General features: G+C 70.7%; 19 protein-coding genes. 10 read left to right on the forward strand and 9 right to left on the reverse strand.

Going from position 1 to position 19316, the window contains the following annotated elements:
* Nucleotides 1–8 precede the first annotated feature (8 nt).
* A complete protein-coding gene (gene gap / locus MCBMB27_RS25185; RefSeq protein WP_043345211.1) occupies nucleotides 9–1013 on the reverse strand; it encodes a type I glyceraldehyde-3-phosphate dehydrogenase in 1005 nt (334 codons plus the stop codon).
* A gap of 450 nt (nucleotides 1014–1463) precedes the next feature.
* On the opposite strand from gap, the gene MCBMB27_RS25190 reads away from it, so the two are divergent.
* Nucleotides 1464–1748 carry a DUF4164 family protein gene (locus tag MCBMB27_RS25190; RefSeq protein ID WP_043380241.1) on the forward strand — a complete coding sequence of 95 codons (285 nt, stop codon included), beginning with the start codon at nucleotides 1464–1466 and terminating at the stop codon, nucleotides 1746–1748.
* Between the two features lie 41 nt (nucleotides 1749–1789).
* On the forward strand, nucleotides 1790–2161 hold the full coding sequence (locus tag MCBMB27_RS25195) for a cell division protein ZapA (protein WP_043345206.1): 372 nt from the start codon (nucleotides 1790–1792) through the stop codon (nucleotides 2159–2161).
* Nucleotides 2162–2484: 323 nt separating this feature from the next.
* Here MCBMB27_RS25195 and MCBMB27_RS25200 read toward each other — a convergent pair whose 3' ends face one another.
* From MCBMB27_RS25200 to madL, 3 genes are all read right to left on the reverse strand, one after another.
* On the reverse strand, nucleotides 2485–3153 hold the full coding sequence (locus MCBMB27_RS25200) for a GntR family transcriptional regulator (protein ID WP_043380236.1): 669 nt from the start codon (nucleotides 3151–3153) through the stop codon (nucleotides 2485–2487).
* Nucleotides 3154–3276: 123 nt separating this feature from the next.
* Nucleotides 3277–4041, reverse strand: coding sequence for a malonate transporter subunit MadM (gene madM, locus MCBMB27_RS25205; protein ID WP_043760600.1), 765 nt, complete (start codon nucleotides 4039–4041; stop codon nucleotides 3277–3279).
* Nucleotides 4042–4058: 17 nt separating this feature from the next.
* On the reverse strand, nucleotides 4059–4526 hold the full coding sequence (gene madL, locus MCBMB27_RS25210; RefSeq protein WP_075381532.1) for a malonate transporter subunit MadL: 468 nt from the start codon (nucleotides 4524–4526) through the stop codon (nucleotides 4059–4061).
* A gap of 227 nt (nucleotides 4527–4753) precedes the next feature.
* Between madL and mdcA the strand changes: the two genes are divergently transcribed.
* From mdcA to MCBMB27_RS25250, 8 genes are all read left to right on the forward strand, one after another.
* Nucleotides 4754–6400, forward strand: a complete 1647-nt coding sequence (mdcA, locus tag MCBMB27_RS25215) for a malonate decarboxylase subunit alpha (RefSeq protein ID WP_075381533.1) — start codon at nucleotides 4754–4756, stop codon at nucleotides 6398–6400.
* A 39-nt stretch (nucleotides 6401–6439) separates the two neighbouring features.
* Nucleotides 6440–6748 carry a malonate decarboxylase acyl carrier protein gene (mdcC, locus tag MCBMB27_RS25220; RefSeq protein WP_075381534.1) on the forward strand — a complete coding sequence of 103 codons (309 nt, stop codon included), beginning with the start codon at nucleotides 6440–6442 and terminating at the stop codon, nucleotides 6746–6748.
* 2 nt (nucleotides 6749–6750) lie between these two features.
* Complete coding sequence (locus MCBMB27_RS25225) at nucleotides 6751–7680, forward strand: biotin-independent malonate decarboxylase subunit beta (RefSeq protein ID WP_075381535.1); 930 nt, start codon at nucleotides 6751–6753, stop codon at nucleotides 7678–7680.
* The gene (mdcE, locus tag MCBMB27_RS25230) at nucleotides 7667–8383 is read left to right on the forward strand and encodes a biotin-independent malonate decarboxylase subunit gamma (protein ID WP_075381536.1); all 717 of its coding nucleotides are present in this window, start codon (nucleotides 7667–7669) and stop codon (nucleotides 8381–8383) included. Before MCBMB27_RS25225 ends, mdcE begins: the two co-directional genes overlap by 14 nt.
* Nucleotides 8376–9035, forward strand: a complete 660-nt coding sequence (mdcG, locus tag MCBMB27_RS25235) for a malonate decarboxylase holo-[acyl-carrier-protein] synthase (RefSeq protein ID WP_043380220.1) — start codon at nucleotides 8376–8378, stop codon at nucleotides 9033–9035. The genes mdcE and mdcG overlap by 8 nt, the downstream gene beginning before the upstream one ends.
* Entirely contained in the window at nucleotides 9032–9958 is a 927-nt protein-coding gene (locus tag MCBMB27_RS25240; RefSeq protein ID WP_075381537.1) for an acyltransferase domain-containing protein, read from the forward strand. Before mdcG ends, MCBMB27_RS25240 begins: the two co-directional genes overlap by 4 nt.
* A 176-nt stretch (nucleotides 9959–10134) precedes the next feature.
* Entirely contained in the window at nucleotides 10135–11118 is a 984-nt protein-coding gene (gene gmd / locus MCBMB27_RS25245; RefSeq protein WP_043350641.1) for a GDP-mannose 4,6-dehydratase, read from the forward strand.
* Between the two features lie 69 nt (nucleotides 11119–11187).
* Nucleotides 11188–12669 (forward strand): aldehyde dehydrogenase, encoded by a 1482-nt coding sequence (locus MCBMB27_RS25250; RefSeq protein WP_075381538.1) that lies wholly within the window; start codon nucleotides 11188–11190, stop codon nucleotides 12667–12669.
* A gap of 45 nt (nucleotides 12670–12714) precedes the next feature.
* Here MCBMB27_RS25250 and MCBMB27_RS25255 read toward each other — a convergent pair whose 3' ends face one another.
* The 5 genes from MCBMB27_RS25255 to MCBMB27_RS25275 all read right to left on the reverse strand — a co-directional run bounded on the left by MCBMB27_RS25255 (nucleotide 12715) and on the right by MCBMB27_RS25275 (nucleotide 19288).
* On the reverse strand, nucleotides 12715–13953 hold the full coding sequence (locus MCBMB27_RS25255; RefSeq protein WP_236952817.1) for a hypothetical protein: 1239 nt from the start codon (nucleotides 13951–13953) through the stop codon (nucleotides 12715–12717).
* Nucleotides 13954–14072: 119 nt separating this feature from the next.
* Nucleotides 14073–15584 (reverse strand): lipopolysaccharide biosynthesis protein, encoded by a 1512-nt coding sequence (locus MCBMB27_RS25260; RefSeq protein WP_075381540.1) that lies wholly within the window; start codon nucleotides 15582–15584, stop codon nucleotides 14073–14075.
* Complete coding sequence (locus MCBMB27_RS25265; protein WP_075382104.1) at nucleotides 15581–16804, reverse strand: glycosyltransferase family 4 protein; 1224 nt, start codon at nucleotides 16802–16804, stop codon at nucleotides 15581–15583. Before MCBMB27_RS25265 ends, MCBMB27_RS25260 begins: the two co-directional genes overlap by 4 nt.
* A 110-nt stretch (nucleotides 16805–16914) precedes the next feature.
* Nucleotides 16915–18171 carry a glycosyltransferase family 4 protein gene (locus tag MCBMB27_RS25270; RefSeq protein WP_075381541.1) on the reverse strand — a complete coding sequence of 419 codons (1257 nt, stop codon included), beginning with the start codon at nucleotides 18169–18171 and terminating at the stop codon, nucleotides 16915–16917.
* Complete coding sequence (locus tag MCBMB27_RS25275; RefSeq protein WP_075381542.1) at nucleotides 18152–19288, reverse strand: glycosyltransferase family 4 protein; 1137 nt, start codon at nucleotides 19286–19288, stop codon at nucleotides 18152–18154. The genes MCBMB27_RS25270 and MCBMB27_RS25275 overlap by 20 nt, the downstream gene beginning before the upstream one ends.
* Between the last annotated feature and the right edge of the window lie 28 nt (nucleotides 19289–19316).

Here is a 19316-nt window from a genome sequence, read left to right on the forward strand (position 1 = left end):
AGTCCGGCTCAGATGAGCTTGGCCATCGCCACGGCGGTGTCGGCCATGCGGTTCGAGAAGCCCCACTCGTTGTCGTACCAGGTCAGGATGCGCACCAGCACGCCGTCCATCACCTTGGTCTGGTCGAGGTGGAAGGTCGAGGAATGGGGATCGTGGTTGAAGTCGATCGAGACGTTCGGCCGGTCGGTGACGCCCAGCACGCCCTTGAGCGGGCCGGCTGCGGCGGCCTTGATGGCGTCGTTGATCTCCTGGACCGTCGTCGCGCGCTTGGCCGTGAAGACGAGGTCCACCGCCGAGACGTTCGGGGTCGGCACGCGGATCGCGGTCCCGTCGAGCTTGCCCTTCAGCTCCGGCAGCACGAGGCCGACGGCCTTCGCGGCGCCGGTCGAGGTCGGGATCATAGAGAGCGCCGCGGCGCGGGCCCGGTAGAGATCCTTGTGCATCTGGTCCAGCGAGGGCTGGTCGTTGGTATAGGAGTGGATCGTGGTCATGAAGCCGCGCTCGATGCCGACCGCCGCGTCCAGCACCTGGGCGACCGGCGCCAGGCAGTTGGTGGTGCAGGAGGCGTTCGACACGACGTGGTGCTCGCCCGTGAGCTTGTCGTGGTTGACGCCGTAGACCACCGTCAGGTCGGCGCCGTCGGCCGGGGCCGAGACGAGGACGCGCTTGGCGCCGGCGTCGAGATGGGCCTTCGCCTTGTCCTTCGAGGTGAAGATGCCGGTGCATTCCAGCGCGATGTCGACGCCGAGGTCGCGGTGCGGCAGCTCGGCCGGGTTGCGCACGGCCGTGACCTTGATGCGCTTGCCGTTCACCACCAGGAACTCGCCGTCCACGGCGACCTCGCCGGGGAAGCGGCCGTGCACGGAGTCGTAGCGGAGCAGGTGGGCGTTGGTCTCCACCGGGCCGAGATCGTTGATCGCCACGACCTCGATGTCGCTGCGGCCGGCCTCCGCGATCGCGCGCAGGACGTTGCGGCCGATGCGTCCGAACCCGTTGATGGCAACCTTCGTCACGGCGTGACTCCTTCCTGATGCGGCTCGCCGCGCGCCGGACCTGGGGGATGGTCCGCGGAGCGGTCTCGGCGGCCCGCCATACCGTCCGGGCCGGGCCGGGCGGGATCTGTGCGGGCGGGTTTGAACCTGCGATGAACCGGACCGGGAGAGGCCGGGCTTCCACGCGCGTGACCGTCGGATCGGACGGTGCCGGCTGAGGCCTCGGAACTGTCGCGGACCGGCCCTCCGGCATGTCTCGCGCGGTCCCTCTCGGGATCGCGCGGCTGTCTAGCATGGAGCCTCGACCTGTCAAACGCGTCGCCGTGACAAAGACCTTCGATCCACCGTCCAATAAACAGGGATCGGCACGATCCATTCGGAGTTCACCCGGATCGGGGATCGAAGGCCATTTCCCCCTGGAATTTCGGCTGCATTCGACGGAAAGCTTGCTGTCGAGGTAGACACAGAACCATGGCCGACGAGACCGAGCTCCGTTCCATCGACGACGCCCTCCGCCGCCTCGAGGCGGCCATCAACCGCCTGGATGCCGTCGTCCAGCGCCGCCTTGAGGTGGCCGCGCAGCCCGACGACCGGGATGCGGAACTCGCGCTGATGGACGAGGATCGGGCCCGCCTCGCCGCGGCTCTCGACGCTGCGAGCGCCCGTCTCGCCACCGTCTCGGCGACCACGGGGGAGGTCGGGCATCGGCTCGACCGGGCGATCGAGACCGTCCAGGATGTGCTCGGGCGCGCCTGATCCCCACGCCTACGCCTGTCGAGCGCACAGCGGAGCCGCCTTTGCCGCAGATCAACGTGACCATTGATGGCCGCTCTTACCGCATGGCCTGCGGGGAGGGGGAGGAGGCGCATCTCACCGGCCTCGCCGCCACCCTCGATGGGCGCATCGGCGAGATGCGCAAGAGCTTCGGCGAGATCGGGGACATGCGCCTTCAGGTCATGGCGGCGTTGACCATCGTCGACGAGCTCGCGGAGCTGCGCATGCGGTACGCGACCCTCGAGACCGACGTCGCGGCGCTGCGCGCCGCTGCCGAGGCTGCCGAGCGCGGGCGAGCGGAGGATGCCGAGCGGGCGGCCGTCGGAATCGGGCGGGCGGCCGAGCATATCGGAAAGCTCGCCGACGCGCTCGGCGGGGTGAGTCCGCGCACGTGAACGACACCACGTGAACGAAAAGGAGCCGGACGCCTGCACTGTCGAACCGGTTCGCATTCCGACGCCGCGCGCGAGCCATTCGCGGACCGCAATCCGACCCCGGCGGCGCCGACAGCGGCGGGATTGCCGGGAAGCCTCACCCCCTCTGGACTGACGTGGATGCGGGCACGACGCCGGTCCCCTTGAACACGACCGTCACCGGCTTCCGGTGCTGATCGACCGTTCGAGGCCCTTTCGGTTCGTGGTCGGACTGGTCTTCGCGCAACCGTGAGGCCGTCCGGAGCTGGGTTGCCGCGCCGGACCAATCATCGCCGTCGAAAACCTCATTCCGTCTCGGCGATGTAGCGCCCCAGCGCCGCCGCCGCCCGGAGCATGTGGGCGCGCATACGTCGGGCAGCCGTCTCGCCGTCCCCTTCGGCGATCGCCGCCAGGATCTCGCCGTGTTCCTCCCGCGAGCGGCGGATCCGGTCGGCGTGGCGGAGCTGCGTCCGCCGGAACGCGGCCAACCGTTCGCGGATCGCCAGGGCCTGCTCGGCCATGAAGCCGTTGTGGGTCGCCGTGTAGAGCGCCTCGTGGAAGGCGCGGTTGAACCGGTCGTAGGCGTCGACGTCGCCCGCCTCGACCGCCTTGGCGGATTCCTCGTGAAGCTCCATGAGCTCCCCGCGCTCCAGCGGCGTCATCCGGTAGGTGGCGAGCCGGGCGCACATCGCCTCGATCTCGGCGGTCGTCTCGAACATGTCGGCGATCCGCTGCGGCGTGAGGCGCACCACCACGACGCCCCGGCGGGGCCGGATCTCCACGAGCCCTGAGGCCGCGAGCTGGCGCAGCGCCTCCCGGACGGGCGTGCGCGACGCGCCGTAGCGATCGGCCAGGTTCTGCTCGTCGAGGGCCGTGCCGGCCGCGATCGTCCCCGACGCGATGGCGTCGGTGAGCGCGTCGCGGATCCGGTCCGAGAGCAGCCCGCTGTCGATCTTCTGAAAGTCGCCGTGCATCCGCCGTTCCTCAATCATCCCATGAGCGGCGCCTGCCAGTCTTCGGGAAGACGATGCGGAACCATACCCTAATCCGCACGGGCGAATCCGCATCGCGAGCGGACGCGCCGGAACGAAGCCGCTTCAGCCGACCAGGGCCCGCACCGTCAGGAACAGGATCGAGGGGCCGACGAGGCAGCCGATACCGGTGTGGAACGTCGCCGTCAGCGCGCCGTAGGGGACGAGCTTCGGATCGGTCGCCGCGAGGCCGCCCGCGACCCCGCTGACCGTGCCCATCAGGCCACCATACGCCATCGCGGAGCGCGGGTTGTCGAGGCCGATCAGCCGGGCCACCAGGGGCGTCCCGACCATGACCATGACCGCCTTGGTCACCCCGGTCGCGATGGACAGCGCCATCACGGTGGAATCCGCGCCGATCGCCGCGCCGGTGACGGGCCCGACGATGTAGGTGATCGCCCCAGCGCCGATCGTCGTGATCGAGACCGCGTCGTGATAGCCGAAGGCCACGGCGGTCAGGGTGCCGACGATGAACGGCAGGATCGTCCCGAGGGCGAGGGCCAGGACGCCCAGCAGGCCCGCACGCCGCGCCTCGATCACGTCCACCTCGAACGCGGTGGCGACGATGGCGAAGTCGCGCAGCATCGCCCCGCCCATCAGGCCGATCCCGGCAAGCGCCGGGATGTCGGCGAGGCCCTTCTTCCCGCCCGTGTAGAGCCCGCCGAGATAGGCGAGTGCCAGCCCCAGCACGATCGCGATCGCGGAGCCGTGGACGCGGCCTTTGGTGAGGCGCTTGGCGGCGTAGTTCGAGACGAGGATCAGCGCGCCGACCACCGCGAAGGCGGCCACGAGGCTCTGCTCGACGAAGACGTGCTCGATGCCGTGCCAGATGTCGTGTCCCATAGCGTTCACCCCTTCCTGGCGCCGGGCGCGACGGGCGCGGCGGCCGGCGCCACCGCTTCGGGCTCGGCGTCGCCGCCGATCACGGAGCCGCCATGCTCCACGGCGCCGCTGTCGGGGTCGCGCCGGCCGATCCGGCTGAGCAGGGCGACGGCGCCGAAGCACAGGACCAGGGAGCCTGTCGCCGCGATCAGCACGATCGGACCGCCGCTCACGGCCGCCACGACGTTCTGCTGGGCCGCCATGGCGACCACGATCGGGATGTACATCCCCGCCCAGAATTCGACGCCGAACTGGACCCCTTTGGTCAGGCGCCCCCGGTGGGACAGCCACAGGCGCGCGGCGATGAGCAGGATCATGGCGATGCCGACGCCGCCGACATTGGCCTTGACGCCGAGAGCGAGGCCGAGAAGGTCGCCGAGATACACGCCGATCAGCGTGGCGGCGGCGAGCAGGGCGACACCGAGGACGATCATCGGCGTTGCCCGTTTACTGGAGCGGCGCTTCCGGCCGCATCCGACGGCCGTGTGGACGCGTGCAACATGGCGCGTTCCCTTCCCGGATCGGCCTCGGGGGCCGTTGCGCGAAGTATGCAATATGTTCACACGCACGCAATCCCGTATACGAAACTGTGATTGCGTCGGGTTTGAAAATACCGAAACAACCGCTAGATATCGTTCGGTACACCGGTTGGAGCACGCGGATGGGCGAGTGGCGCGGTGAGAGGCGGGCGCGGGACGCGCGCATCGCGGCGGGGCGCGCCCACGCGGACGGCAAGGTCGTGCCGGCCGGGGCCGTGGTCGACCTGCTGGAGTCGATCCTGCGGCCCGGCGACCGTGTCTGTCTCGAGGGCGATAATCAGAAGCAGGCCGACTGCCTCGCCCGCGGCCTGAGCGCCTGCGATCCCGACAAGATCCACGACCTGCACATGGTCCAGTCGGGGATCGTGCTGCCCGAGCACCTCGACGTGTTCGAGACCGGGATCGCGAAGCGGCTCGACTACTCGTATTCCGGTCCGCAGGGCGCCCGCATCGCCAAGATGCTCTACGGCGGCCAGATCGAGCTCGGCGCGGTCCACACCTACCTGGAGCTGTTCGCCCGCTACTTCGTCGATCTGACGCCCAACGTGGCGCTGATCGCCGGCGTCTCGGCCGACCGGAACGGCAACCTGTATACGGGGCCGAACACCGAGGACACCCCGACCGTCGTGGAGGCGACCGCCTTCAAGAACGGAGTCGTGGTCGCGCAGGTCAACGAGATCGTCGACACGGTCCCGCGGGTCGACATCCCGGGCGACCGGGTGGACTTCGTGGTCGAGGCCGACACGCCGTTCTACGTCGAGCCGCTCTTCACCCGCGATCCGGCGGCGATGACCGAGACCCAGATCCTGATCGCCATGATGGCGATCAAGGGGATCTACGCCGAGTACGGCATCCGCCGGCTGAACCACGGAATCGGTTTCGGGACCGCGGCGATCGAGCTGCTGCTGCCGACCTACGGCGAGAAACTCGGCCTGAAAGGCAAGATCGCCACCCACTGGGCGCTCAACCCGCACCCGACCCTCATCCCGGCGATCGAATCCGGCTGGGTCAAGCAGGTCCACTGCTTCGGCTCCGAGGTCGGGATGGACCGCTACATCCGTGAGCGGCCCGACATCTTCTTCACCGGCGCGGACGGAAGTCTGCGCTCGAACCGGGCCTTCTGTCAGACCGCCGGTCTCTACGCCTGCGACATGTTCATCGGGGCGACGCTCCAGATCGACCTGATGGGCCATTCCTCGACCGTCACGCAGTCCCGGGTGGCGGGTTTCGGGGGCGCCCCCAACATGGGCTCAGACCCGCATGGCCGGCGCCATCCCTCCGATGCCTGGATGAAGGCCGGCCGTGAGGGCCAGATCGTCGGCGACCCGGCGCTGATGCGCGGGCGCAAGCTCGTGGTGCAGCTGGTGGAGACCTTCGGCGACAAGCTGGTCCCGACCTTCGTGGAGAAGCTCGACGCCCTCGAACTGGCGAAGAAAATCGGCCTCGAACTGGCGCCGGTCATGATCTACGCCGACGACGTGACCCACATCGTCACCGAGGAGGGTATCGCGAACCTCCTGCTCTGCCGGGACGCGGACGAGCGCGAGCAGGCGATCCGGGGCGTCGCCGGCTACACCGAGGTCGGTCGCGGCCGGGACCGGGCGAAGGTGGAGGCGCTGCGCGCCCGGGGTGTCATCCGTCGCCCCGAGGATCTCGGCATCGAGCCCCTGGACGCCGACCGGGCGCTGCTCGCCGCGAAGTCGATCAAGGATCTCGTGCATTGGTCCGGCGGGCTCTACGAGCCGCCGGCCCGGTTCCGGAACTGGTGAGCGGCGCGCGATGAAGGGTCCTCTGGCAAGGAGCCGGCCATGGAATCTCTGATCTTCCGCCACACCACGAAGAAGCCGCTGCCCGGCTCGGTGCCGAGCGCGATCACCGGCGTCGTGGCGTCCGGCAACCTGGAGATCCTGCTGGAGCGCGTCCTGCCGCCGGATGCCTGCGAGGTGGCCGTCGAGACCCCGATCGCCGGCTACGGCGACGTCTGGGAGGCGGTGGTGGCCGATTTCGTCGCCCGGGCGCAGCCCGGGGGCCTGCGCATCAGCATCAACGACGGCGGTGCCCGCCCCGACACCGTGTCGCTGCGCCTGCTCCAGGGCGCGCGGCTGATGGAGGCCTGACCATGGCTGGCGACCGCGCCGCGAGCATCGATCCGGACGCCCTGAGCTGGTACGAGGCCACCGCCCGCCAGCGGGTGCTGGCGCTCACCGATCCGGGAAGCTTCCACGAATTCCTGCCGCCGACGGAGCGGCGCATGAGCCCGCACCTGCCGCTGTTCGACCTGCCGCGCGCTTTCGACGACGGCATCGTGGTCGGCCGCGCGCGCCTCGACGGCGAACCGGTCCTGATCGCCGCCCAGGAGGGCCGCTTCATGGGCGGGGCCTTCGGCGAGGTGCATGGGGGCAAGCTGGTCGGCCTGCTCCGGGCGGCCCTGGCGCTGAAGCCGAAGGCGGTGCTGATCCTGTTCGACACCGGCGGCGTCCGCCTGCAGGAGGCCAATGCCGGCGAGACGGCCATCGCCGAGGCCATGCGGGCCATCGTCGATGTGCGCGCCGCAGGCATCCCGGTGATCGGGCTGATCGGCGGCCGGGCCGGCTGCTACGGCGGCGGCGGCCTGATCGCCGGCACCTGCTCGCGGCTCGCGGTCTCGGAGGGCGGCCGCATCTCGGTGTCCGGCCCCGAGGTCATCGAGACCAACAAGGGCGCGGAGGAATTCGATTCCCGCGACCGGGCGCTGGTCTGGCGCACCATGGGCGGCAAGCACCGCCGCCTGATCGGGGGTGCCGACGCCTTCTGCGCCGACACCGTCTCGGCCTTCCGCAAGGCCGCCCGCGATCTCGTCGGCCGCGCGCCGGCCTTCGACCTGGACACCCTCGAGGCCGAGCAGGCCCGCCTGGAAGCCCGGATCGACCGGTTCGGCGATTGCCGCGACGCCACGGATGTCTGGGCCCGCCTGGGCGTGAACGATCCCGAATCCGTGCCGGCAATGGATACGGACGCCTTCGCGGAGACCGTGGCACGAAGCCCGGAGGCCGACCATGACGCTCGCTGAGATCCTCGCCTCCCTCTTCCCGCAGGGTCACGCGGTCGCGGTGCGCGAGGGCCTCGTGACCGGCACCGGTCCGTTCGGGGACGGCCCGATGCACGTGGTGGGCGTCGACGGCGACACGCCCCTCGGCGTCGACGGGGCGCTCGTCCTGTCGCGCGCCGTGCTCAATGCCGTGCGCGCCGGCGACCGCGCGCCGATCCTGGTGGCGGTGGATTCCGACAGCCAGCGCATGAGCCGCCGTGACGAGCTTTTGGGTCTCAACGAATGCCTCGCCCATCTCGCCAAGGCGCTGCTCCTGGCGGATCGGTCGGGCCATCCGACGATCGGGCTGATCTACGGCCACTCGGCCGCCGGCGCCTTCATCGCCACGGCCCTCGCGACGCGGGTCCTGGCGGCACTGCCCGGGGCCAATCCCAGCGTCATGGATCTGCCGTCCGTCGCCCGGGTGACCAAGCTGCCACTCGACACCCTTGAGGAGATGGCCAAGTCGACCCCCGTCTTCGCCCCCGGCCTCGACAACATGGTGGCGGCCGGTGCCGTCCACGTCGTTCTGGACCCGGACCGGCCCCTTGGCGGCCAGATCCGCGCGGTGATCGACACGATGGAGGCGGAGGACGTCCGCGACCGGCTGGGCGCCGAGCGGGGCGGCCGCCCGGTCGCCCACACCGTCGCGGCGGCCGTCGCCGATCAGGCGCGCCTTGGCTGAGCCCTTCCGACGCCACGACCTCGTCCGCGTCGATCCGGCGGCCTGGGACGCGTGGCGCGCGGACCGGCCCGATCTCGGCGCCGTCCCCCATCTGGAGGGCTGGGCCTCGGCGGGCCGGCCCTTGATCGTCCGCCGCCGTGTTCCCGGGGAGACCGGCGACCCGGTGCCGCTCGGTCTGCCGCTGCCGCCCGCGGACGGCAAGCGGCGGATCGGGCTCGCCCTGCCGGCATCCGCGCTGTCGCCCGTACCGGCGGTGAGCCTCGCCGAGGCCGCCGCCCACGCCCCGGCGTCCTGGGGTCCGGCCGTCGACGCCCTCACGGCGCTCGGCCGACGGCACGGCCTGGTGCCGCGCCCCTTCGGCAGCCTCCTCTGGCAGGCTGTCACGGGCCTCACCTACCTGAGCGCCGCCTCCGACCTCGACCTGCTCTGGCCGTGCCGACTTCCGGTGCCGGTCGGTCTTCTCGACGGCATCGCCGCCGTGGCTGGGACGGCACCGATGGGCATCGATGGGGAGATCCTCCTGCCGGACGGCGCCGGTCTGCACTGGCGCGAACTGCGCGACGCGCCGGAGGACGGTTCGGTGCTCGCCAAGAGCCTGGACCGTCTGGCCCTGCAGGGGGTCGCGGGCCTGCGCGGCCCCGGCCCGGCATGACCCTCGCGATCCTCCTCTCCGGCCAGGGCGGCCAGCACCCGGCCATGTTCGACCTCACGGCCGATCATCCGGCCGCGCAGGACGTGTTCGCTTCCGCCAGACTGCTTCTCGGCGGCACCGATCCGCGCGACCTGGCCCGCGCGGGCGGCGACAACCTGCAGGCGAATCGGACTGGTCAGATCCTGTGCTGCGTCGCCGCCCTGACGGCGTGGCGGGCGCTGGCCGGGGCGGCATCGGACCGCTCGATCGTGGCCGGCTACAGCATCGGCGATCTCGCGGCCTGGGGCGTCGCCGGACGCCTCGACCACGCGGACGTGCTCGCTCTCGCTGCGCGACGCGCGGAGGCCATGGATGCCGCTTCCGGCGCGGGGTTCGGGCTGGCGGGGATCCGCGGTCTGAGCCTCGACGCGCTCGCGGATCTTGCGGCACGCCACGGTTGCCACCTCGCCATCCGCAACGCGGCCGACAGCGGCGTCGTCGGCGGTTCGCGCGAGGCGCTGGCGGCGCTGTGCCGGGATGCGACCGGCTCGGGCGCGCAGCGGGCCGTGGTCCTGCCCGTCCACACGCCGTCGCATACGCCCCTGTTGGATGCCGCGACGGTGGCCTTCCGGGAAGCGCTCGCCGCGGTGTCGCCGCGCCGCCCGCCGGCCCGCGCGCCGCGCCTGGTCAGCGGGCTGGACGGGAGCACGGTGTTTCGCGACGCGGACGGTCGCGAGAAGCTGGCGCTTCAGATCTCGCGCACGATCGACTGGGCCGCCTGCCTTGAGGCGTGCCGCGAGTACGGCGCGGACCGCGTGCTCGAACTCGGGCCGGGGCATGCCCTCGCCACGATGGCCCGGGCCGCCCTCCCGGCGGCACGCGTCCACGCCGTCGAGGAATTCCGCTCGCTCAGCGGTGTGACGGACTGGCTCGCGCGACCTTAGTCACGCCGCACATATGCCGCACATCCATTGCGGTTGGCCGTGCCTCTGCGACGCTAGTCTGGTGATGGGCCAGTCCGGCCCCGCTCGCCTGGCACAATACTGATGTCGACACCTCGCCTTGACGCGCGGCCCGTTGCGGTCGTAGCAGCCGGGCATCTTCGGGACGGGACGGGTTCATGACGGCCAAGCGAGCGCTGATCACGGGTGTGACGGGCCAGGACGGCGCCTATCTGGCGCAGCTGCTGCTGCAGAAGGGCTACGCCGTCACCGGCATCGTGCGGCGTTCCAGTCATGCCGGCGTGTTCGACCACCGGTTGAAGTGGCTCGGCATCCTCGACGATGTCGAGCTGGTCGACGGCAACCTGCTCGACCTCTCGGCGCTGATGCGCATCGTCCAGGCCGCCAAGCCCGACGAGATCTACAACCTCGCCGCCCAGTCCTTCGTGACCTCGTCGTGGCAGCAGCCGCTTCTCACCGGGCAGGTGACCGGCCTCGGCGCCGCGCACATGCTGGAATGCCTGCGCTCGGTCGCCCCCCAGGCGCGCTACTACCAGGCCTCGACCTCGGAGATGTTCGGCCTGATCCAGGAGGCCAAGCAGAGCGAGTCGACGCCGTTCTACCCGCGCTCGCCCTACGGTGTGGCCAAGCTCTACGCCCACTGGATGACCATCAACTACCGGGAGAGCTTCGGGCTGCACGCGTCGAACGGGATCCTGTTCAACCACGAGAGCCCGCTGCGCGGGGTCGAGTTCGTGACCCGCAAGGTCACGGACGCGGTGGCGCGGATCAAGCTCGGCACGCAGAAGGAGCTGCGGCTCGGCAACATCGACGCCAAGCGCGACTGGGGCCACGCCCGCGACTACGTGCAGGCGATGTGGCTGATGCTGCAGCAGGACCGCCCGGACGATTACGTGATCGCCACCGGCCGGACCACGACTGTGCGGGACATGTGCGCGATCGCGTTCAAGCATGTCGGCCTGACCATGGACGACCACCTCGTCATCGACCCGGCCCTGTTCCGGCCCGCGGAGGTGGAGGTGTTGCTCGGCAACCCCGCCAAGGCGAAGGCGACCTTCGGCTGGGAGGCCGAGACCAGCCTGGAGGCCCTGATCACCGAGATGGTCGACGCCGACATCAAGCGCCTCAGCGCCAACGCCTGAGACGGCCGGGCTCGCCGGAGGCGGGCCCCGGATCCATATGGCGCGCATCCGCAGTCGGAGGAGCGCGCCGTGAAGACCTACCAGCTCTACATCGACGGGCAATTCGTCGATCCGGTCGAGGGCTCGTGGTTCGAGTCCATCGATCCCTATCGCGGTGAGCCCTGGGCCCGGATCCCACGTGCCGGGCGGGCCGATGTCGACCGGGCGGTGGCCGCCGCCAAGCGCGCCATGTGGGAGGGCCCCTGGGCCACCATGACGGCCACCGCGCGCGGCAAGGTGCTGCGCCGGATCGGCGACCTCGTGGAGCGCGAAGCGAAGGCTCTCGCCGAGGTCGAGGTCCGCGACAACGGCAAGCTGTTCGCCGAGATGTACGGCCAGACCCGCTACCAGCCGGAATGGTGGTGGTACTATGCGGGGCTGTCCGACAAGGTCGAGGGCGCCCAGGTGCCGATCGACAAGCCCGAGACCTTCGCGTTCACCCGGCACGAGCCGGTGGGCGTGGTCGGGGCGCTGACGGCGTGGAACTCGCCGCTCCTGTTCGTGGCCTGGAAATGCGCGCCCGCGCTCGCGGCCGGCTGCGCGGTCGTGGTGAAGCCCTCCGAGTTCGCCTCAGCCAGCACGCTGGAATTCGCCCGGCTCACCAAGGAGGCGGGGCTGCCCGACGGGATGTTCAACGTCATCACCGGCTTCGGCGGCGAGGCCGGCAGCGCGATCGTCGAGCATCCGGACGTTGCCAAGATCACCTTCACGGGCTCTGACGTGACCGGCGCGAAGGTCTACGAAGCGGCCGCGCGCCAGATCAAGCGCGTCTCCCTGGAACTCGGCGGCAAGTCGCCCAACATCGTCTTCGCCGATGCCGACCTGAAGGCCGCCGCCGCGGGCGCGATCTCGGGCATCTTCGCGGCCACCGGGCAGACCTGCATCGCCGGCTCGCGCCTGCTGGTTCAGAACAGCATCCGCCAGGAATTCACCGACCGACTGATCGATCTCGCCCGAACCGCCAAGCTCGGCGACCCGATGCAGGCGGACACCAATATCGGGCCGATCACCACGCCGCCGCAATACTCGAAGGTGCTCGACTACATCGCGCTGGCCAAGAGCGAGGGGGCCCGCTGCGTCTTCGGCGGCAATCCCGCCTCCGGTCCCGGCGTGCTCGGCGGCCAGTTCGTGGAGCCGACGATTTTCACCGGCGTCACCAACGACATGCGTATCGCCCAGGAGGAGGTGTTCGGCCCGGTTCTGTCGATCATCGGCTTCGAGGACGAGGCCGAGGCGCTCCGGCTCGGCAACGACGTGATCTACGGGCTCGCCGCCGGCGTTTGGACGCAGGATATCGGCCGCGCGATGCGGATGTCGAAGGGGCTGCGGGCCGGCACCGTCTGGGTGAACACCTACCGGGCGGTGAGCTACATGATGCCGTTCGGCGGCATGAAGCGCTCCGGCATCGGCCGCGAGAGCGGCATCGAGTCGATCCGCGAGTTCCTGGAGACCAAGAGCGTCTGGATCTCGACCAGCCGCGACGCGCCGGAGAACCCCTTCGTCATGCGGTGATGGCATTCGCCGCGCCGTCGCAGATCGCGGCGGCGCGGCCGGCCCTCAGGGTCGCTGGCCGGTCGCGGATGCCGCGCGGTCGGGCGGCAGGGCGAGGGATGCCAGGATGAAGCTCATGAAGAAGAGGAAATACTGGTTGACCGACAGTTCCTCGAACATCAGCGACGGGATGAGGAACAGGGCGCTGTAGGTCAGGAACGGCCCGAAGGCAGCGGGCGCCAGCAGGATCCGGCCCAGGCCGGAGAGGAGCAGCAGCGCCACCGCGATGCCGCTCTGAAGCGCCAGCGAGACGAAGCCGTTATGCGGCGTCACGAGGCCGGTCAGCGCCTGAAGTTCCTCCCGCCTGGCGACCTCGCCGACGCCGAACGGGTATTCAACGACGAGCTGGAGCGCGGTCACGCCCGACAGGAACCGCTCGTCAAAATTGCCCGTGACGTTGCGATCCTCGGCAAAGCGCCGCTCGATCGCCTGGGACAGGGTTCCCGGCAGAGGGATCTCGCCCGTCACCGCCCAGGCCACGAGCAGAAGACCGAGCACACCGAACACGGCCAGCACGGCGGGCGCCTTGAGGTTCCGCCGCATCAGCAGGCCGAGGAACAGCAGCGGCATGAACAGGCCGGCGCGGTTGTTGGTGAAGGGGAAGCTCGCCAGCAGGGCCGCGAAATAGGCGAGATAGATCGCCTTCACGCGATAGCGCAGGCTGAGCACCAGGGCCGCCGCCCCGCCCAGGGCGAAGACATGGCCGGTCTCGTTTCCCGAGGCCCAGAGTCCACCCTGCTTGTCCTGCACGAACAGCTTCAATTCCTCGTCGAGCCCGTCCGTGGGGACCGCGAGCCCGAACCGTTCGAGCTGCAGGCCCGAGGCGGCGAGCAGAAGCACGGCGAGGGAGGCGAGCAGGCCGGCGAGCAGGCCGATGCAGAACGCGTCCTCGACGCGCCGGTCGCGGAACATGACCAGCAGGATGAACGCCTGGACCACGTAGAGCAGGAGGACGAGGGTCAGGTAGACGTCGCCGGCCTGCTTGTGCGCCTTCAGCACCAGCGAGGCCGCGATGAGCGCCAGGATGCCGGCGAGCGGCGCTGCCTGACACAAAGCTTCCGCGATGACGGCGCGGCGCAGCCCGAGCCAGGGAATGAGCAAAAACGGGAGAAGATCGGACAGGCGCTGAAACGGCAGCCCGAAAGTCGAGGTCAGCACGTTGAAGTTCAGAGCCGCGCCGAGCAGGAACACCGCGACGCGATCCGCCAGCAGGGACGCAGCCGGCGCACCTGTTCCGATGGGCACCGCCTGTCCCGTCATGGTCCCGCACCGTCTGAACGCGCACCCGCCGCCGATGAACCGTCTCCGCCGGCCGCGACCTTCGGCGGACAATGTCGTCCAGAAAGGTTGGCGGAGGGTGCAGATCAGGCGGCGCGACGCAGAAAGAAGCCGAGCGCCGTGCGGAGCGTGTCCCGCATGAGGAACCAGGCGAGACCCAGATAGGCCACGATCCCGGTGCCGATTGCCGCGAAGAGGCCGACCCGATCCCCGAGGGCGGCGTCGAGCGGGCTCTGGACGAGCAGCACGAGCCCGGCCATCGCGCCGGCACAGAGCGTGATCGGCGTCAGGATCCGGACGAGGCGCCCATTCGTCACCGGGACGATGCGCCCGGCACTGGCGACGATCGCGGGCGAGAACAGGTAGGCCCGGACCACGTGCCCGGCGACGAGGGCGGCGAGGCCGAAGGGCGCGGTCACGACGGCCGCGACGGCGCCGAGGCCGAACTGAGCGCCCGCGAGCCGCAGGGCCATGCCGTTCCGCCCAAGCGCCGTGAAGATCATCCACAGCATCGAGGTGGCGACGAATTCGGGGGCCAGGAACGCCAGCATCCGGAGCACCGGCGCCGCGTCGTGCCACTGATCGCCGAACAGGAAGGGGATGAGGGTCGGGGCCACGGCCGCCATGCCGAAGAAGGCGGGCACCGCCAGGAAGGACGAGGCCTCGGTGAAGCCATAGAAGGCCGTCGCCAGCTCGCCCGGCCGATCCTGCAGGCGCGCGTAGGTGGTCAATCCGACCGTGGTCAGCGGGATGACCGCCACTTGGCTCACGAGGTCGATGCAGCGCCACGCGAGGCGCAGGTAGCCGACATCGGCCGCGGACAGGAAATAGGCGGCGATCACCTCCTGGCTCCGGATCGAGGCAACGAGCAGCAGGTAGGTGCAGAACAGCCGCGAGCCGAACGCGATCTGCTCGCGCACGGAGGCAAAGTGCAGCCGCAGCGGCGGAATCCAGCGGGCCGCGACCCAGGTGAGGAGCGTGGTCGCCGTCGCGGCGACGAGGCGCTGAACCACGAGGCTCCAGACACCGTAGCCGTCGAGGGCCAGCACGAGGGCGACGGCGCCACCGAGGATGTTGGCGCCCAGCGCCCGCAGGGCGAGCTTGCGGAAGCCGAAGCTCCGCTGGAGCCGCGCCTCGTGGATCGCGCCCGCGGCCGTGATGACGAAACAGGCGGACAGCGCGCACAGGACCGGTTGCAGCGCCGGAAGGTCGAAGATCCAGGCGATCGGCCCGGACAATGCGACCAGCCCCACGGCACAGAGGGCGCCGGTGGCGAGCATGACCCAGAAGGCGGTGGCGGCGAAGTCCTCGTCGAGGTCTGCCCGCTGGACGACCGCGTCGGGCAGGCCGCAGCGGGCGACGATCTGCAGGATGTCGATGAAGACGGCGGCGATCGCCACCATCCCGAACTCAGCGGGTCCGATCAGCCGGGCGAGCACGAGGAACACCCCGAAGCTCAGGACGACGTTGCCGACGGACGCGACCGCCACCCAGCGCGCGGCGTCGAACGAGCGGCGCGTCACCTCCGCGCCGGAGGCGAGCCCAGGCTCCTCTTCGGCAGCGGCGGCTTCCGAAAGCACCGGCGCGGCGGCGCTCACGGGCGGATTGCCCGGCGCTCGGCGACGAGTTCGGCATAGAGGTCGAGATACTTCTCGGCGACGCGCTCGGACGTCGACTCGCGGATCACGTGCTGGAAGGCGCGCTCGTCCGGGAGGTCTTTGCGCCCCCGGGCGATCACGCTTCGTAGCCGCGCCGCGAGATCGGCATCGTCGCCCGGCGTGAACAGCCATTCGGCGTTGTCCTCACCAACCAGCTCGGGGATCCCGCCCGAGGCTGCGCCGATCACCGGAACGCCCATCGTGTAGGCCTCGTAGATCGTCCGCGGCGAAGGCTCGGCCCAGAACGAGGGCACGATGAGCACGTCGATGGCGCTGAGGAAGTCGGCGGGCTTGGCCCATCCGACGAACTCGATGGGGAGGCCCTCGGCCTGCGCGGTGAAACGCGCGATGGAGTCGTCCATCGCCTGGCCGGCGACGAGGCAGCGCCAGTTGCCGGGGCCGATCCGACGGAAGGCGTCGATCATCGTGCCGACCCCCTTCTCGGTGTTGATCCGACCGAGATAGCCGAAGGTCATCGGCCGATCCGTCCGGTCGATCTGCCGCCGCGCCGCGGGATCCCCCTCCGGGACCGTGCAGGAATAGAAGATCACCCGGCGCCGCTCGGGCGCGAGATGCGCGAACAGGCCGTGATCGACATGGGCCTTGAGGATCTCGGTGCCGACGGAGACGACCGCGTCCACAGACCGGTTGGTGATCTGCTTGGCGGCGTTCACGACCTTGCATCCCAGATGCCAGCGGTCGCACGGCTTGCCGTCCCGGAACATGGCGGCGTTGCCGCAGATCAGGTCGTACTCGCAGACCGTGTGGACGATCGGGATCCCGCGCTTGGCCGCCTCGCGCCAGACCAGGGTCGAGACGTCGAGCAGCGAGTGCGTGTTGACGATGTCGGGCCGGAAATCGTCGAGGACGCGGCCGAATTCGGCCGCGACGGCGAAATTCCATTGCTGCTTGAGCTTGGCCCAGGCGCGGCCGAACCGGGTCGCCTTGGGCCAGTCCTCCAGCCAGAAATCGTTGTGGTGCGCCATGCGGTAGACGGTGACGCCGCCGCGCACGCTCTTGGACTCCGGCTCCCGGGCGATGCAGGCCGCCGCCACCGTGTGGCCAGCGGCGACCAGTTCCTCGGCGAGGTGCTCCACCGAGCGCTCGGCGCCGCCCACGATGTAGGGCGGATAGAGGGCACTGAGGTGCAGGATCCGCAAGGGGCCGGTCACCGCGCGTGCGGCGGCCTGATCGCTCGGCCGGTCCTGGCCCTGGGGGCGCGGCTCCTCGGTGAGGATCCGGGCATAGGTCGAGGACAGGGTCGGGGTCATCATGGACGGCACTCGCTGAGGTGCGGGCGCTCCGCGCGCGCGGAAAGCTCGAGAGGCAGTTCGGGGCGGGCCGCGTCGCGGGTCGCGGCGTAGAGGTCGAGATAGGCGGCCGCGACGACGACCGGGTCGGTGCCGGCGCGGATGCGGGCGGCGCGGGCGAGCCCCTCTGCGAGGCGGGCGGGCTCCGCGACGATCCGGGCCATCGCGGCGGCGAGTGCCGGGGCATCGCCCGGTGGCACCAGCCACGGCCCCGGTCCGACCTGCTCGCCGATGCCGCCGCTGGCGGTTCCGATCACCGGGACGCCGCGCCCGTAGGCTTCCGCCACCGTCCGGCCGAAGGGTTCGGGCCAGATCGGGGGGACGACGAGGCAGTCGATGCCATCCAGGAAGGCGTCGCGCTCCGCGTAACCCAGGAAGGTCGCGGGCAGGCCCTCGGCCCGGGCGCGGTAGCGGTCGAGCCCGTCCACGGCGCGGCCGGCAACGGAGAGGCTCCAGCCTGCCCGCGGCAGGCTCCGGCAGGCTTCGAGGAGCGTGTCGAAGCCTTTGGCGGCCTCGATCCGACCCAGATAGCCGAACCGAACCGGCGCCCCCGGAACCCGCGGACGCCGTGCCGGCGGCAGGCCGGGCGGGATCGGATTCCAGATCACCCGGCGCAGCGCCGGCGGCACGTCGGTGAAGAAGCCGGCATCGAGATGACGCTCGAGGATGTCTGAGCCCACGGCGGCGAGAGCCGTCACGGCGCGTTGACAGCGCCGGTGGATCCTACCGTAGAGGCGGCATTTGAGATGCTGGCCGTCACAGGGCCGGCCGTCCCGCACCATCGCGCCGTTTGTGCAAAGACTGGTGAAGTCGTGGAGCGTGTGCACGATCGGCAGTCCGAGCTGCCGGAGCATCGGCCAGAGCGCCGGCGGCAGCTCGGAGATCGAGTGCGTGTTCACGAGATCGGGTTCGAAATCCCGGACCGCCGCCGCCATCCGGTCGAGCGTGGGTCGGTTCCACTGCGCGGCGAGCTTGTAGCGAAGGCGGTCGAGCCGCCCGCGTTCAGGCCAGTCGAGGATGTGGAAGGGCGTTCCGTGGCCGGTCCGATAGACGGTGACGCCGTCCTGAAGGACCGGCTCGCCCTGCGCCCGTGCCGCGCAGACGACGGCAACGTCGTGGCCGAGGCCCGCCTGGGTCCGGGCGAGTGTCTCGACCATCAGTTCGGCGCCCCCGACCTGCTCGGGCGGATAGAGCGAGCTAAGGTGCAGGATGCGCATGCGGCACCTCCCGAGCGGGGCGCGCCGGAGCGCCGTCCCGGAGCGCGTCGAGCAGCAGGCCCTCGTAGCGGCGGGCGGTTTCGGCCCAGTCGTAGCGACGGACATTGTCGCGGCCGCGCGCGATCAGCGTGGCCCGGAGCCCCGGCTCGTCGAGCAGGCGGCGCAGGCCCATGGTCAGCGCCGCAGCGTCGGCGGGATCGAAGGTCAGGGCACCGGCTCCGGCGATCTCGGGCGTCGCGGAGCGGTCCGAGCAGAGAACCGGGCAGTCGAGGGCCTGCGCCTCCAGCACGGGCAGGCAGAACCCCTCGGCGAAGGACGGGACACACAGGCACAAGGCCGCGCGGTAGAGGCCCGCCAGCCGGTCGTCGTCGATCCGCGACAGACGCGTCAGCGGCACCGGGGCGCCGCCGAGCGCGGCGGCGATCGCCTCGTCGGGATCCTCGCCCACGTGCACGATCCCGATCCCCGGCCGGCCGAGCCCGACCACGGCGCGGGCGAGGGTCGCGAAGTTCTTGTTGTACAGGGCGTTGCCGACCGCCAGCACGAAGGGCCTGGCCGGGATTCCGGCCCGGGGCCCGTCGCGCGTGGGATCCAGCATCGCCGCGGAGGGCACGGTCTGCGCCCGTCCGCGAAGCCGGGGATAATGGTGCTCCAGATCGCGCCGGGTCGCCTCGGACACGGTGATCACCCGTGCGCTGTTGCCCAGCACCAGCCGGAAGATCGGATCGGTGGTCAGGGCCTCGCGGGAGCGGATGCGCTCGGGGAGCGTGCGGAAATAGAGATCGTGCACGACGCTCACCCGCGCGCGACCGCCGAAGGCCGCACCGTAGGGGTCGGCGTTCAGCACCACGTCGATGTCCAGGGCCCGGCACAGCCGCGGGACCACGAGGCTCTGGCGCAGGACGTCGAGCAGCATGATCCGCGGCCGCGGCACCGTCACGACCTCGACGCGGTCGCGGATCGCCGCCGGCAGCTGGTCGCGGCGCCAGGGAGAGCGGAGCACCACCGTGAAGGTGCCGCGCGCGATCAGGCCGGCGATCACCCGGAAGGCGACGAGCGCGACGCCCGACGGCCGACCGGCATGCTGGCTCGGCATGTTGACGAGGACGCGCGGCATTGCGGTTCTGACGTCTCCGGAGGAGAGG

The organism is Methylobacterium phyllosphaerae (assembly GCF_001936175.1).
GTDB classification, from domain to species: domain Bacteria; phylum Pseudomonadota; class Alphaproteobacteria; order Rhizobiales; family Beijerinckiaceae; genus Methylobacterium; species Methylobacterium fujisawaense.

Excerpts from the sequence above, each read along its gene's own strand:
- MCBMB27_RS25190 (WP_043380241.1), top strand. The coding sequence starts at position 1,464 with ATGGCCGACGAGACCGAGCTCCGTTCCATCGACGACGCCCTCCGCCGC.
- MCBMB27_RS25200 (WP_043380236.1), bottom strand. The coding sequence starts at position 3,153 with ATGCACGGCGACTTTCAGAAGATCGACAGCGGGCTGCTCTCGGACCGG.
- madL (WP_075381532.1), bottom strand. The coding sequence starts at position 4,526 with ATGATCGTCCTCGGTGTCGCCCTGCTCGCCGCCGCCACGCTGATCGGC.
- mdcA (WP_075381533.1), top strand. The coding sequence starts at position 4,754 with ATGGGCGAGTGGCGCGGTGAGAGGCGGGCGCGGGACGCGCGCATCGCG.
- mdcC (WP_075381534.1), top strand. The coding sequence starts at position 6,440 with ATGGAATCTCTGATCTTCCGCCACACCACGAAGAAGCCGCTGCCCGGC.
- MCBMB27_RS25225 (WP_075381535.1), top strand. The coding sequence starts at position 6,751 with ATGGCTGGCGACCGCGCCGCGAGCATCGATCCGGACGCCCTGAGCTGG.
- mdcE (WP_075381536.1), top strand. The coding sequence starts at position 7,667 with ATGACGCTCGCTGAGATCCTCGCCTCCCTCTTCCCGCAGGGTCACGCG.
- MCBMB27_RS25240 (WP_075381537.1), top strand. The coding sequence starts at position 9,032 with ATGACCCTCGCGATCCTCCTCTCCGGCCAGGGCGGCCAGCACCCGGCC.
- gmd (WP_043350641.1), top strand. The coding sequence starts at position 10,135 with ATGACGGCCAAGCGAGCGCTGATCACGGGTGTGACGGGCCAGGACGGC.
- MCBMB27_RS25270 (WP_075381541.1), bottom strand. The coding sequence starts at position 18,171 with ATGCGCATCCTGCACCTTAGCTCGCTCTATCCGCCCGAGCAGGTCGGG.
- MCBMB27_RS25275 (WP_075381542.1), bottom strand. The coding sequence starts at position 19,288 with ATGCCGCGCGTCCTCGTCAACATGCCGAGCCAGCATGCCGGTCGGCCG.